This is a genomic window from Novosphingobium sp. ERW19, assembly GCF_012641315.1.
GTDB lineage: Bacteria > Pseudomonadota > Alphaproteobacteria > Sphingomonadales > Sphingomonadaceae > Novosphingobium.
Genome location: NZ_JABAIC010000002.1, coordinates 527723 through 540785, shown reverse-complemented (window position 1 = coordinate 540785; position 13063 = coordinate 527723). Strand labels below are relative to the sequence as shown.

Here is a 13063-nt window from a genome sequence, read left to right as displayed (position 1 = left end):
AAAGTCCATCGCGTCTTCAACCGCATGGGCACTCATAGCTTCAATCCGAATGCTCACGCGCCGAACCGCAAGATATTGCTGGAATTGAGAAACTTCTGAATCAGGCACTTATGACAGCAAATACTTGCCCTCACGCAACCACGGAAGCGAAGCTTTCGCATCCTCATCAGCATCTTCTACACTTGCATACAGTCCAGAAGAGTGTGTGCAATTCCAATAGGTCGTACCCTCCTCGAAATTTTCAGCATCGGGTTCCACTATAAGCTCGACAACAAACTCTTCGAATTGGAACAGCTCGCTGGAATTTCTGAAGATGTCTAGCTTTCTTAGGCCGTCAAGGCTGACGTATCCCTTCAATCGCTCCATTAGATTGCTCCGCAACTTGCCTTTAGCATCCACTTGAAAGCTGACTTATGGCTCGTGTTGATCTGGCCGGATAAGACCGCTGCTGGGCGACGCAGGATTCTCGGTACGTCTCACACTCTACAGCGGTGCGGGCCGCTGCCTATTCTCACCCCTTCGGCACAACATGCCGCAACTTCGCCCCCTCGCCATCATCAAGCACATAGAGCGTCCCATCTGGTGCTTGCTCGATCTCGCGGATGCGGTTGCCGAGGTCTATGCGTTCGAGTTCGGTGGCTTTCTCGCCGTCGATCTTCACGCGGACGATGCCGCCTGCACCCAGGGCTGCGATCAGGGCCTGGCCTTGCCATTGGGGGAAGGCTTTGCCGGTGTAGAAGATCATGTCGCCCGGCGCGATGACAGGGTTCCAGCTGATCGCGGGCTGGGCGAGGTCGGGGCGGGTCTTGTTGCGGGGGATCGGCTTGCCGTCGTAGTGGTCGCCGTCCGAGACCAGCGGCCATCCGTAGTTCTTGCCGGGCTCGACGTGGTTGATCTCGTCACCACCGGCAGGGCCGTGTTCCAGATCCCACAGGCGGCCATCGGGCGAGAAGGCGAGGCCGAGCAGGTTGCGGTGGCCATAGGACCAGATTTGCGCGGAGATTCCGCCCTTTTCGGCAAAGGGATTGCCGGGGGCGGGGGCGCCATCGGGCAGGAGGCGGATGACCTTGCCGAGGTTCGCGCTCAGGTCCTGTGCCGGGGTGAACTTCTGCCGCTCGCCCGAGGAGATGAACAGGTATTTCCCGTCGGGCGAGAAGGCGATGCGGTGCGAGAAGTGGCCCTTGCCGGTGACCTTGGGGAACTGCCGCCAGATCACGTTTAAGCCTTCGAGGCGAGGCGCGTCGCCCATGACGAGCTTTGCCCGGGCGACCACCGCGCCGCGCGTGTCCTTCTCGCCCGCTTCGACCCAGCTGAGATAGACCATGCCGCTCTGCGCGAAATCGGGCGCGGCGACGACATCGCCAAAGCCCCCTTGTCCGCCGTAATCGACCGTGGGGGTGCCCGAGACCTCGACGGTCTTATCGGTGCCCTCGGTCCAGAGCTTGAGCTTGCCCTTCTTCTCGGTGATCAGCGCCTTATTGGTGCCGGGCAGAAAGGTCATCGCCCAGGGCTCGTCGAACGTGGCGACATCGGTGATCGCGATGTCCGCTGTGGAAGGGTCAGCGCCCTGGGCAGAAATCGATGAGCCGCAGCTTGCGAGGAGTAGGGCGAGAGGCGATAGCGAGCGCAGGATCGGATTCGTCATGCAGCCCACAATGCCTCTGAACGCCAGTTGTGCCACCTCCTTTTCGTCCATGGTCACCATCGGCGTGGACGAGGCGGGGCGTGGGCCGCTGGCCGGGCCAGTGGTGGCGGCGGCGGTGGTCTTGTGCAAGCCGCGGCCTTCGGGTCTGGATGATTCCAAGAAGCTGAGCGCGGCGCGGCGGGCGGAGCTTGAGGAGAAGATCAAGCGGCGCTGCAGATGGGCCGTGGGCGTCGTCGAGCCCGAGGAGATCGACCGGCTCAACATCTTCGGCGCGACGATGCTGGCAATGACGCTGGCGGTGCAGGCACTGTGCGAGCAGATCGCGCATGACGAGGGCGTGGGCGAGGTGCTGGTCGACGGCAACCTGACGCCGCATGGCCGGCGGCCCGAATGGTGCTGGCCCGCACGGCCGATCGTCGGCGGCGATGCGCTGGAGCCGTGCATTTCAGCCGCCTCGATCATCGCCAAGGAACACCGTGACCGGATCATGCGCGAAGCGGCTCTTGCGCATCCGCACTACGGGTGGGAGCGCAATGCAGGGTATGGCACGCCCGAGCATCTCGCGGCCCTGCGCGAACATGGGCCGTCGCCGCTGCACCGGCGCAGCTTTGCTCCGGTGGCGCAGTTGCAGTTGCTCTGACGAAAAAATTTGGCGGTGAGTCCGCGTGGGCACACTACCAGATATTGAGTCCTGCGCCCGTCCCAAGACTCTAGATATCGAAATAGACTCTTTTCGTTCTCATCCTGAACCCCGCGCGACTCGCCGGAATCTGGCGAGTCGCCGCTTGACGGCGAGTCCCTGATGACTCAAACGGTGGCCTTATCCACAAGGGGTCAGGGACTAGATATGGCAGTTGCAGTCAAGGAACGCGCGAAGGCATTGCGTGCGGCGCCGGCAAAGGTGCTGAAGGCGGATGTTGCGCTGCCGGTGAACCAGATCCTGCGCGGGGACTGCATTTCGGAAATGCGCAAGCTGCCCGACGCCTCGATCGACATGATCTTTGCCGATCCGCCCTATAACCTGCAATTGGGCGGCGATCTGGCACGGCCTGATGGCAGCCATGTCGATGCGGTGACCAACGACTGGGACAAGTTTTCAAGCTTTGCGGTCTACGACCAGTTTACCCGCGAATGGCTGACCGAGGCGCGGCGCCTGCTGAAGCCCGATGGTTCGATTTGGGTGATCGGCAGCTATCACAACATCTTCCGCGTCGGCACGATCCTGCAGGACCTGGGGTTCTGGATCCTCAACGACATCGTCTGGCGCAAGGCCAACCCGATGCCCAACTTCAAGGGCACGCGCTTTACCAATGCGCACGAGACGCTGATCTGGGCGTCGAAAAGCGAGAAGTCGAAGTACACCTTCAACTATCGCGCGATGAAGACGCTGAACGACGAGTTGCAGATGCGCTCGGACTGGGTTCTGCCGATCTGTTCCGGGCCGGAACGGCTGCGCCGCAATGGTACCAAGGCGCACCCGACGCAGAAGCCCGAGGCGCTGCTCTATCGCGTGATGCTGGCTACGACCAACAAGGGCGACGTGGTGCTCGACCCGTTCTTCGGCACCGGAACGACCGGCGCGGTGGCCAAGCGGCTGGGCCGCGACTGGATCGGCTGCGAGCGCGAGGACGATTACATCGAAGTGGCGCAGGAGCGCATCGAACTGGCGCTGCCGCTGGATGAAAGCGCGCTGACGACAATGCAGTCGAAGCGCAGCGCGCCGAAGGTGGCGTTCGGGGCGCTGGTCGAGAGCGGTATGCTCACGCCGGGTACACGGCTGACGGCGAAGAAGGCGAAGTTCGAGGCGGTGGTGCGCGCTGACGGTTCGCTGCAGGCGGGGGCCGAGACCGGATCGATCCATGGCCTGGGCGCGAAGCTGCAGGGTGCGCCTTCGTGCAATGGCTGGACCTTCTGGCATGTTGAACATGAGGGCGAGGTCAAGCCGATCGATGCGCTGCGGCAACTCTATCTGCTGGCTGTCGAGGACTGATGCAAAGCGTCTACATTCGCCCGATTGCGCTGTGCGATAGTCCGCAGGCGGAGGAGGGTGAGGCGATCAGGTTGGGCGGCGGGCTGGTCTATGCCAGCCGGTTTGCCCTGATCGTGCGTGAGGGCGGGAAGGTTGTTTCGCGCCAGCGGTTTGGCGCGGGCGAGATTCAGGCGGCGATTGCGACTTTGCCCGATGCACTTGCCGCCGATACTTTGGAGCAGTGGGACAACCTGCGCCGCACGCACGCGCCGCTGGTCTGCGGGGAGCGGACGCTGCGCATCGATCAACCGGTGGTGATGGGCATTCTCAACGTCACGCCGGACAGCTTTTCCGATGGCGGCCAATTCCTCGACAAACCCGATGCCGCGCTGGATCATGCCCACGCGATGCTGGCAGCCGGAGCGGCGCTGATCGACGTTGGCGGTGAGTCCACCCGCCCCGGCGCAGCGGCGGTGTGGGAGGGCGACGAGGTCAAGCGCGTCGTGCCGGTGATCGAGCAACTGGCGGCAGCGGGTGCGGCGATCTCCATCGACAGCCGACGCTCCACGGTGATCGAGGCAGCGCTGGCGGCAGGAGCGCACATCGTCAACGATGTTTCGGCCATGCGTCACGACGCACGAACGGCAGAGATCGTCGCGCGGTCAGGCGCGCCGGTGGTGTTGATGCATGCGCCGGGCACTGATGGCGATCTGCACGCCGATGGCGATTATGCCGATGTTGTGCTCGATGTCTTCGATGCCTTGCGCGAACGTCGTGATGCAGCCGTGGCGGCGGGGATCGCGCGGGAGAAGGTGCTGCTGGATCCGGGCATAGGCTTTGGCAAGTCGCTGGCCGAGAACCTTGCGCTGATCAATGCCCTGCCAATGTTCCATGCGCTCGGCCAGCCGATCCTGTTCGGGGCAAGCCGCAAGCGGATGATCGGGGCGCTGTCGAATGAGGTGCCGGCGCATAAGCGCATGCCGGGTTCGGTGATGCTGGCGCTCAAAGCAATGGATGCGGGCTGCCAGATGGTACGGGTGCACGACGTGGCAGAAACGGTCCAGGCGCTACACGTATGGCGCGGCTTGCGTGACGCGGCCCTGACGGACTTTGCGCAAGCCGTCTAGAGTGAAACGCCGCCATCGCTGACCAGGCAGGTGCCGGTGATGGTGGCAGCCGCGTCGGACAGCAGGAAGCCGATCTGCGCGGCGACTTCATCGGCACGGGCGAAGCGGCCCAGCGGCGTTGCATCCTTCGCCATTGCGGCAAGCGCTTCGGCTCGGCCACCGTGCTGTTCCACAAGGGTGGCAAACCACTCGGCGCGGTCCCAGATGCCGGTGTCGACTCCGCCCGGTGCGATGGCATTCACGCGAACACCATACCTAGCGGCTTCTGCAGCGGCGACCTTGGCGAGCTGGATCGTGGCCGCTTTTGAAGCTGAATAGGCAGCGGTTCCGGCAGCCGCCTTTATACCGGACACCGACGCCGTCAGCACGACGGCTCCGCTCTCGGCCTTCTTCATGGCGCGCAAGGCGGTTCGCAGCGAGAGAAACGTCCCGTCAAGATTGACCGAGAGGGTCTTGCGCCACGCCGTGATATCAAGGTCCGTGATCTCGCCATTGCTGGCAATGCCGGCATTGAGCACGGCGAAGTCGATCCGCGGCACTTCGCGCTCGAGCAGTTTCCACAGCGACGGATCGGAGACATCGCCGCCGAAAGGGCGTGCCTTGCAGGCTAGAGCCAAGCGATCGAGCGCGGGACGATCGATGTCGACCAGAACGAGTTCTTCGATACCTTGCGCATCGAGCCAGCGGGCAGCGCTTGCCCCGATGCCAGATGCCGCGCCGGTCACGAGCGCGACGCGCCCCGCAAATTCCGTGGTTCCCGTCATGCCCGCAGGCTAGCGCGGGTCAGGCGGCGTTGTCGATGCCCAGTTCCGAAAGCTTGCGGTAAAGGGTGGACCTGCCGATGCCCAAGCGGCGGGCAACTTCGGTCATGCGGCCCCGGTAATGGCCGATGGCAAGGCGAATGACATCGGCCTCGATCTCTTCGAGTGGTCGCAGGTTGCCATCGGGTGCGAATAACGTGATGCCGGCACCATCGGTGACGTTCGGTGCACGGCGGCTGGATTCCCCGATCAAGCTTGAAAGGCTTGGGAAGTCCTGTGCCGTAAGGGCCTCGCCATCGCAGAACACGGCGGCGCGGAACAGGGTGGCTTGCAACTGGCGGACGTTGCCGGGCCAATCGTATGCCGACAGCAGTGCCAGTGCGCCATCGGTAATGCCCAGCGGCCTGAGGCCCGGCTGTTCACCGATGCGGGTCAGGAAATGCCTTGCAAGCGCCGGAATATCGGCGGCGCGCTCACGCAGGGCGGGCAGCAGGACTTGTGTCTGGCTGAGCAAGGCGTGGAGTTCAGCGCGGAAGTCGCGGGTCTCGACGAGGTCGCGCAGGCCGGCATTGGCGCAGGCGATCACTCGCACATCGACGCGGAAAGAATGACGCGCGCCGATGGGCTGGACGTCGCCCCGTTCGAGGAAGCGGATCATGCGCTCCTGCACGGTATCGGGCAGGCGATCGACCTCGTCGATCACCAGGGTGCCGCCATCGGCGTGCTGGAGCAGTCCTACGTGACGTTCAAACGCTCCGGCGAAGGCGCCCTTTTCGTGTCCGAACAAGGCGGACTCGACCTGATTGGCAGGCATGCCGCCGATGTTGATGGTCTTGAGCGCGGTGCGGCTGCGCGGGCTGGCGGCGTGCATGGCGCGGACCAGCATTTCCTTGCCCGTGCCGCTTTCGCCTTCGATCAGGATACTGCCATGGGTCCGCGCTGCCTTCGCGGCTACGGCCAGCGCGGCACGGAAGGCTGGAGTTGCACCAATCATCGAATCGAAGTCCAGCGCTGTGCCGAACTTCTCTGTGAGGGGCTGCAGTTCGCTGGCGTCGGTTTCGCGCGAAGTTGCACTGCGCAGGGCCTGGAGCAGGCGTTCCGGCGCAACCGGCTTGATCAGGTAATCGGTGGCGCCCGCGCGCATGGCCTCAACCGCGAGCAGTGGCGAGTTGCTGGTGGTGAGCATCAGGATCGGAAGGGCAGGGCGGCGTGCCTTCAATTCAGCGATCAGCGCGCAGGCATCGTCGCCGGGAACCCATTGGTCGAGAATGATGGCGCCGAGTTGCATGCCCTGGCGAGTGCCGAGCGTGGCGATTGCGCTTTCCGAATCGCGGGCGATGATCGTGCGCCATCCCTCCCGCGAAGCCAGCGCCGAGATCAGGCGACACTGGGCGGGTTCGTCATCAATCAGCATGAGAAGGCGCTGTTCGGGCTCCTGCATGACCTAGTCTTTTGACTCCCCCGCAAATACGTCAGGAGCGTCGGTCTAAGGTCATAGGGTAAAGACCCGATTAAGCGCGATAGGACCGCTCCGCACTTGAGCGCAGGGACGGCCACCGCTAGAGCATGCACGTCGCGCCCCAGTGGCGCATGGTTTTTGGGGAAGAAAATGGCTCCGGCAAACGACATCAAGGCTGCAAAGTCGACCTACGAAGGCTTCGTGAACATGGTAAAGTGGGCCACGCCAGCAATTTGCGTGCTGGTTTTCGTGGTCGTCCTGGTGATCCAGTAAGAGCGCCGTGGCGGGGGCAATAAAGATCGCCGTCCTTCGGGAACGTGCGACAGGGGAGAGCAGGGTTTCGGCATCGCCGGAGACCTGCAAGAAATTCATTGCCCTCGGGGCTACGGTGGCTGTCGAGACCGGGGCGGGTATTACCGCCTCGATCTCTGACGATGAATACCGTGCGGCAGGAGCCGAGGTGACGGACAATGCGGTGCAGGGCGCGGACATCGTGCTCGGCGTGCAGGGTCCGGAGCCTGAGCTTCTGGCTGGCGCCAATCCGGGCGCATGGATTGTTGCTGGGCTTGATCCCTTCGGCAAGCGGGCACGGGTGGATGCCTATGCCGCTGCCGGATACGAAGCGCTGGCGATGGAGTTTATGCCGCGCATCACGCGTGCGCAGTCCATGGACATTCTGTCTTCGCAGTCGAACCTTGCCGGGTACAAGGCAGTGCTGGTCGCAGCGAACCTCTATGGCCGCGCGTTCCCGATGATGATGACGGCGGCAGGCACGGTCTCGGCTGCCAAGTGCTTCGTCATGGGCGTCGGCGTTGCCGGTCTTCAGGCGATTGCCACGGCGCGCCGCCTCGGTGCGCAGGTCTCGGCGACCGACGTGCGCTCTGCCACCAAGGAGCAGATCCAGTCGCTCGGCGCCAAGCCGATCTTCGTGGAAAGCGTCGCCGGTATCGAAGGCGAGGGCGCCGGCGGCTATGCCACGGAAATGAGCGAGGAATACCAGAAGGCGCAGGCCGAGCTGGTCAGCGCGCACATCGCCAAGCAGGACATCGTCATCACGACTGCGCTGATCCCGGGCCGTGCCGCGCCGCGCCTGATCTCGGATGCGCAGATCGCGACGATGAAGCCGGGCTCGGTCATCTTCGACCTTGCCGTGGCGCAGGGCGGTAATGTCGAGGGTTCGGTGGCGGATCAGGTGGTCGAGAAGCACGGCGTCAAGATCGTCGGCTATTCGAACACGCCTGCGCACCTGCCGGCGGATGCTTCGGCGCTGTTCAGCCGCAATCTCTACAACTTCCTCTCGGCCTTCTGGGACAAGGAGCAGGGCAAGCCTGTTCTTGACGAGGAAATCGGCAACGCCATCCGCCTGACGCAGGGCGGCAAGGTGGTCAACGAACGACTGCTCGGCTGAGGGGGAAAGCCATGGACTTCATATCGATCCTGAGCATTTTCGTGCTCGCCTGCTTTGTCGGGTACTACGTCGTCTGGTCGGTCACGCCGGCCTTGCATACGCCGCTGATGGCAGTGACCAATGCGATTTCCTCGGTGATCGTGGTGGGCGCGCTGGTCGCTTCGGCGGCTGCCGGTAGCCCGTCTGCCAAGTGGCTGGGGCTGGGTGCGGTGGTGCTGGCTTCGGTCAACATCTTCGGCGGCTTCGCCGTTACCGCGCGCATGCTGGCGATGTACAAGAAGAAGGAGAAGAAGTGATGGAGCACGTCGCTGTCTCTCCCTGGGTCGCGCTGGCCTATCTGGTCTCGGGCGTCCTGTTCATCCTCGCGCTGCGCGGGCTTTCCAGCCCGGCGACGAGCCGTGCGGGCAACCGCTATGGCATGATCGGCATGACCATCGCGGTTGCCACCACGCTGCTCACGCACTCGATCGCCAGCCTGCCCGAGATCATCGTGGCTCTCGCCATCGGTGGCGGCATCGGCTTCGTCATCGCGCGAAAGATCGCGATGACCGACATGCCGCAGCTGGTCGCCGCGTTCCACTCGCTGGTCGGCCTTGCTGCAGTGCTGGTGGGGCTTGCCGCCTACCTCAATCCTGATGCCTTCGGGATCATGCTGCCTGACGGCCAGATCAACCCGGTCAGCCGCATCGAGTTGGGCCTTGGCATCGCCATCGGTGCGATCACGTTCTCCGGCTCGGTCATCGCCTTCCTCAAGCTTGCCGGCAAGATGAGCGGATCGCCGATCCTGCTGCCGGGGCGGCACGTGCTGAACCTCGGCACGCTGGTCGCGATCATCGCCCTTGTCGCCTACTTCACGCAGGACCAGTCGGCCTGGGTAATCGCCACGATCACCGTACTGTCGTTCATCATCGGCTTCCTGCTGATCATCCCGATCGGCGGCGCGGACATGCCGGTGGTCGTCTCGATGCTCAACTCGTACTCGGGCTGGGCGGCTGCGGCGATGGGCTTTACGCTGCACAACACCGCGATGATCGTGACCGGCGCGCTGGTCGGCTCCTCGGGTGCGATCCTCTCGTACATCATGTGCAAGGCGATGAATCGCGGCTTCCTTGCGGTTATCGCGGGCGGGTTTGGCGCAGAAGCCTCTGCCGCTGGTGGCGCTGCCCGCGAGCAGCGCCCGTGGAAGCGCGGGTCTGCCGAGGATGCGGCCTACATGATGAAGGAAGCCGAGAACGTCATCATCATCCCCGGCTACGGCATGGCCGTAAGCCAGGCGCAGCACGCGCTGCGCGAGATGGGCGACGTGCTCAAGAAGGAAGGCGTCAACGTCAAGTACGCCATCCACCCTGTTGCGGGTCGCATGCCTGGGCACATGAACGTGCTGCTGGCCGAAGCCAACGTTCCTTATGACGAAGTGTTCGAGCTGGAAGACATCAACAGCGAGTTCGCGCAGGCTGACGTTGCCTTCATCATCGGCGCCAACGACGTGGTCAACCCGGCGGCCAAGACCGACAAGTCCTCGCCGATCTACGGCATGCCGGTGTTCGACGTCGACAAGGCCAAGACGATCTTCTTCGTCAAGCGCTCGATGGGCGGAGTGGGCTATGCTGGTGTAGACAACGACGTGTTCTACATGGACCAGACCATGATGCTCCTGGCCGACGCCAAGAAGATGGTCGAGGACATCGTCAAGGCGCTGCAGCACTGATGCGCAAAGACGCTGCCGTCATCGCGATTGCCTTGGTAGCGGCGTCCTGTGCGCCATCGAAACTGGCTTATGGAAAGGTCCGCTCGGCGCTTGTCGATGCGGGCCTTTCCGATTCCAATGCCGCCTGCATGGCGGAGCGCATGACCGATCGCTTGAGCATCGGACAGTTGCAGCGCCTGCAGGCGTTGCAGGGCACCAAGCGCGCACTGGCGGATTATGTGGCGACGGTGAAGCGCCTTGGCGACGCCGAACTGCTGGGCGTTACGACAAGCGCCGCAGCGCTCTGTGCGAGCGGTCTGGCGCCCGAGAAGAAGCGCTAGCGCTCTGGACCTCCCGCGCGGCCTTTCGTAAGGCCGGTGCAAACAGGGGCCTGTCATCCAAGCCCGGGGAGTTATCGTTTTGCGCAAGATCGGCCTTATCGGCGGCATGAGCTGGGTTTCGACCCGCACCTACTACGAAGACATCAACCAGCTGGTGCAGGCGCGCACCTCGAAGACGGCCAGTGCGCCGCTGCTGATCGAAAGCCTCGACTTCACCAACCTGATCCGCCTCTCGACGCCAGAGCAGTGGGACCATGCCGCCGAGGTGCTGACCGACAGCGCCCGCAGGCTCGAACAGGCGGGAGCGACTGCGCTGCTGATCGGCGCGAATTCGATGCACAAGGTCTATGATCATGTGGCGGCAGCAGTGTCGGTGCCGGTCATCCACATTGCCGACGCGGTGGGCGCGAAGATGAAGGAAGCGGGCGTCAGCAACGCCACGCTGATCGGCACCCGCAACGTCGTGATGGAGAGCTTCTACCGCAAGCGCCTCGTCGCGCATGGCGTCAGCCTCCTGCCCCCGGTGGTCGAGGAAGTCGAGGCGATGGACAAGATCATCTACGACGAACTGATGCTGGGCAAGGCCTCGCGCTCGGCCGAGCGGACGTTCAAGACCATGCTGACCAACATGGGCCAGCGCGGCGCAAAGGGCGCGGTTCTGGCGTGTACCGAGCTCGACATGGTGATCGACGTGGACGCCAACGTCCTGCCAATCTTCGATGGCACGCGCATCCACGCGCAGGCCGCGGTCGACTGGATTCTCGGTTGACCGCAGCGTGATCGAGGGCCGCGCTCCTTATGCCAGCGACCCTGCGCGCACGCGCGGGCGGGAGTTCGGGCTGGACGACAAGGCTTCACGCGGCCCACGAAGCGCGTTCCAGCGCGACCGCGACCGGATCATCCATTCCATTGCGTTCCGGCGTCTGCGCCACAAGACGCAAGTGTTCATCGCGCCCGATGGTGACCACTATCGGGTGCGACTGACGCATAGCCTGGAAGTGGCGCAGATCGGGCGCGTGATCGCGCGGGCGCTGGGCCTTGACGAGGATCTGACCGAGGCTTTGTGCCTAGCGCACGATATAGGCCATCCTCCCTTTGGCCACGCGGGGGAAGATGCTCTGGAGGAGGCCATGGCCGAGGCTGGTGGCTTCGATCACAACGCCAACACGCTGCGAGTGCTGATGCGGCTCGAAAGCCCTTATTGCGGGCATGAGGGGCTGAACCTTTCGTGGGAAACGCTGGAGGGCCTCGCCAAGCACAACGGGCCGATCCTGAAGCCGACCTGGGCGCTCGAGGACCTGGACGCTGCGTTTCCAATGGACCTCAGCTCGTTCGCGTCGCTGGAGGCACAAGTCGCGGCAATCTCGGATGATATTGCCTACGACAATCACGATATCGACGACGGTCTTCGTGCAGGATTCCTGTGCCTTGACCAGCTGCTGCAGTTGCCTTCGCTGGCCGAGCAATGGCGCTCCATCGAGCGACGGTTTCCGGGTGCTCCGCAAGACCGGCTGTTGCGCGAATTGGTGCGAGGCCAGATCGGGCGCATGGTCAATGACGTGATCGCCACGGCGCAAGCGAACATCTGGGAAACCGGCGTGGCCAGCGTGGAAGACGTGCGTGCGGCCGGCCGTGCGCTGGCCACGTTTTCCCCAGCGATGGGCGAGGAAGAGCGGGCGCTCAAGCAGTTTATGTATGATCGGCTCTATCTGCACGAAGAGCAATGCCAGACGGCAGACCGGGCCAAGGACGTGATTGCCCAGCTGTTCAAGGCCTATGCTGGTGACCCAGTGCAGATGCCCGAAAGCTGGCGCAACACGCTGCCCCATGCCGAACCGGCGCGAACACGGCACATTGCGGACTTCATTTCAGGGATGACCGATCGCTATGCGATCGACAGCTACGCCAGGCTGTTTGGACAGGCACCAGAAGGGTTGCGCAATGTCTGAGCAGACGAGGGTGGTTCTCGTCGGCGCGACCGGGCTGGTTGGCCGTGCGGTGATGGCCGAGGCTGTCGGGCGGCCAGACATTCACCTCGTTGCCGTGGCCCGACGCGAAGTGCCGTTGCCCAAAGGCGCGCGGATGGAAATGCTGCTGTCCGATGCAGGGCATTGGCCTGATGCCATCGCTGCAGGGCGGCCGGACACCGTGGTGATTGCGCTTGGCACCACGATCAAGGCCGTGGGTGGTGACAAGCAGGCCTTCCGCGCCGTGGATCACGATCTGGTGCTGGAGTGCGCTGCGGCAGCAAAGGCTGTGGGGGCGAGGCAGCTGATCGTGGTATCCTCGGTCGGTGCGCAGTTCTCGTCGAAGAACTTCTACCTTTCGGTCAAGGGCGAGGTCGAGGACAAGCTGGCAAAGCTGCATTTCGATCGCCTCGACCTGATCCGGCCCGGACTATTGCGCGGTAAGCGCGAAGGTGCGGCACGACCGGCGGAACGGATCGGGATGATCCTGAGTCCTCTCGTAGACTTGCTGATGGTTGGAAGCCTGAGAAAGTACCGTTCAGCCAAGGCCAGCGACGTTGCCCGCGTGATCCTCAGGCTCGCCGGCACGAAACAGCGCGGGCGCGTCGTTCATCAGCATGACGAGATGCAGCGCATCCTGCGCCGGGGATAAGCTGAGCTCACTCCGGTTGACTTCACGCTGCAGTGCAACGATGAGGA

The 13063-nt window shown here is 63.6% G+C and carries 15 protein-coding genes; 11 read left to right on the top strand and 4 right to left on the bottom strand.

What is annotated here, in order from left to right:
* Positions 1 to 108 precede the first annotated feature (108 nt).
* The gene (locus tag HGI46_RS21865) at positions 109 to 366 is read right to left on the bottom strand and encodes a hypothetical protein (RefSeq protein WP_206065549.1); all 258 of its coding nucleotides are present in this window, start codon (positions 364 to 366) and stop codon (positions 109 to 111) included.
* A 145-nt stretch (positions 367 to 511) separates the two neighbouring features.
* Entirely contained in the window at positions 512 to 1645 is a 1134-nt protein-coding gene (locus tag HGI46_RS05920; RefSeq protein WP_168903464.1) for a PQQ-dependent sugar dehydrogenase, read from the bottom strand.
* A gap of 49 nt (positions 1646 to 1694) precedes the next feature.
* Between HGI46_RS05920 and HGI46_RS05915 the strand changes: the two genes are divergently transcribed.
* From HGI46_RS05915 to folP, 3 genes are all read left to right on the top strand, one after another.
* Positions 1695 to 2285: a ribonuclease HII gene (locus tag HGI46_RS05915; protein WP_168903502.1), complete on the top strand. Its 591-nt coding sequence runs from the start codon at positions 1695 to 1697 to the stop codon at positions 2283 to 2285.
* 207 nt (positions 2286 to 2492) lie between these two features.
* Positions 2493 to 3635, top strand: a complete 1143-nt coding sequence (locus HGI46_RS05910; protein ID WP_168903463.1) for a site-specific DNA-methyltransferase — start codon at positions 2493 to 2495, stop codon at positions 3633 to 3635.
* Positions 3632 to 4741, top strand: a complete 1110-nt coding sequence (gene folP, locus HGI46_RS05905) for a dihydropteroate synthase (RefSeq protein ID WP_168903501.1) — start codon at positions 3632 to 3634, stop codon at positions 4739 to 4741. The genes HGI46_RS05910 and folP overlap by 4 nt, the downstream gene beginning before the upstream one ends.
* Here the strand turns inward: folP and HGI46_RS05900 are convergent.
* Positions 4738 to 5505, bottom strand: a complete 768-nt coding sequence (locus tag HGI46_RS05900) for an SDR family oxidoreductase (RefSeq protein ID WP_168903462.1) — start codon at positions 5503 to 5505, stop codon at positions 4738 to 4740. The genes folP and HGI46_RS05900 overlap by 4 nt on opposite strands.
* 19 nt (positions 5506 to 5524) lie before the next feature.
* Complete coding sequence (locus tag HGI46_RS05895; RefSeq protein ID WP_118073711.1) at positions 5525 to 6943, bottom strand: sigma-54 dependent transcriptional regulator; 1419 nt, start codon at positions 6941 to 6943, stop codon at positions 5525 to 5527.
* 168 nt (positions 6944 to 7111) lie between these two features.
* Between HGI46_RS05895 and HGI46_RS05890 the strand changes: the two genes are divergently transcribed.
* The 8 genes from HGI46_RS05890 to HGI46_RS05855 all read left to right on the top strand — a co-directional run bounded on the left by HGI46_RS05890 (position 7112) and on the right by HGI46_RS05855 (position 13016).
* Positions 7112 to 7234: an aa3-type cytochrome c oxidase subunit IV gene (locus tag HGI46_RS05890; RefSeq protein ID WP_118073712.1), complete on the top strand. Its 123-nt coding sequence runs from the start codon at positions 7112 to 7114 to the stop codon at positions 7232 to 7234.
* A gap of 19 nt (positions 7235 to 7253) precedes the next feature.
* Entirely contained in the window at positions 7254 to 8369 is a 1116-nt protein-coding gene (locus HGI46_RS05885) for an NAD(P) transhydrogenase subunit alpha (protein ID WP_168903500.1), read from the top strand.
* An 11-nt stretch (positions 8370 to 8380) separates the two neighbouring features.
* On the top strand, positions 8381 to 8665 hold the full coding sequence (locus HGI46_RS05880; protein ID WP_011445494.1) for an NAD(P) transhydrogenase subunit alpha: 285 nt from the start codon (positions 8381 to 8383) through the stop codon (positions 8663 to 8665).
* A complete protein-coding gene (locus HGI46_RS05875; RefSeq protein ID WP_168903461.1) occupies positions 8665 to 10077 on the top strand; it encodes an NAD(P)(+) transhydrogenase (Re/Si-specific) subunit beta in 1413 nt (470 codons plus the stop codon). The genes HGI46_RS05880 and HGI46_RS05875 overlap by 1 nt, the downstream gene beginning before the upstream one ends.
* Complete coding sequence (locus HGI46_RS05870) at positions 10077 to 10397, top strand: hypothetical protein (protein ID WP_118073714.1); 321 nt, start codon at positions 10077 to 10079, stop codon at positions 10395 to 10397. Before HGI46_RS05875 ends, HGI46_RS05870 begins: the two co-directional genes overlap by 1 nt.
* Before the next feature lie 79 nt (positions 10398 to 10476).
* A complete protein-coding gene (locus HGI46_RS05865) occupies positions 10477 to 11166 on the top strand; it encodes an amino acid racemase (RefSeq protein WP_118073715.1) in 690 nt (229 codons plus the stop codon).
* A 10-nt stretch (positions 11167 to 11176) separates the two neighbouring features.
* Positions 11177 to 12346 carry a deoxyguanosinetriphosphate triphosphohydrolase gene (locus tag HGI46_RS05860; RefSeq protein ID WP_346766681.1) on the top strand — a complete coding sequence of 390 codons (1170 nt, stop codon included), beginning with the start codon at positions 11177 to 11179 and terminating at the stop codon, positions 12344 to 12346.
* A complete protein-coding gene (locus HGI46_RS05855; RefSeq protein WP_168903459.1) occupies positions 12339 to 13016 on the top strand; it encodes an NAD(P)H-binding protein in 678 nt (225 codons plus the stop codon). The genes HGI46_RS05860 and HGI46_RS05855 overlap by 8 nt, the downstream gene beginning before the upstream one ends.
* Positions 13017 to 13063: the final 47 nt, after the last annotated feature.

Excerpts from the sequence above, each read along its gene's own strand:
- HGI46_RS05920 (WP_168903464.1), bottom strand. The coding sequence starts at position 1,645 with ATGACGAATCCGATCCTGCGCTCGCTATCGCCTCTCGCCCTACTCCTC.
- HGI46_RS05890 (WP_118073712.1), top strand. The coding sequence starts at position 7,112 with ATGGCTCCGGCAAACGACATCAAGGCTGCAAAGTCGACCTACGAAGGC.
- HGI46_RS05855 (WP_168903459.1), top strand. The coding sequence starts at position 12,339 with ATGTCTGAGCAGACGAGGGTGGTTCTCGTCGGCGCGACCGGGCTGGTT.
- HGI46_RS05915 (WP_168903502.1), top strand. The coding sequence starts at position 1,695 with ATGGTCACCATCGGCGTGGACGAGGCGGGGCGTGGGCCGCTGGCCGGG.
- HGI46_RS05910 (WP_168903463.1), top strand. The coding sequence starts at position 2,493 with ATGGCAGTTGCAGTCAAGGAACGCGCGAAGGCATTGCGTGCGGCGCCG.
- HGI46_RS05895 (WP_118073711.1), bottom strand. The coding sequence starts at position 6,943 with ATGCAGGAGCCCGAACAGCGCCTTCTCATGCTGATTGATGACGAACCC.
- HGI46_RS05880 (WP_011445494.1), top strand. The coding sequence starts at position 8,381 with ATGGACTTCATATCGATCCTGAGCATTTTCGTGCTCGCCTGCTTTGTC.
- HGI46_RS21865 (WP_206065549.1), bottom strand. The coding sequence starts at position 366 with ATGGAGCGATTGAAGGGATACGTCAGCCTTGACGGCCTAAGAAAGCTA.
- HGI46_RS05870 (WP_118073714.1), top strand. The coding sequence starts at position 10,077 with ATGCGCAAAGACGCTGCCGTCATCGCGATTGCCTTGGTAGCGGCGTCC.
- HGI46_RS05875 (WP_168903461.1), top strand. The coding sequence starts at position 8,665 with ATGGAGCACGTCGCTGTCTCTCCCTGGGTCGCGCTGGCCTATCTGGTC.
- HGI46_RS05900 (WP_168903462.1), bottom strand. The coding sequence starts at position 5,505 with ATGACGGGAACCACGGAATTTGCGGGGCGCGTCGCGCTCGTGACCGGC.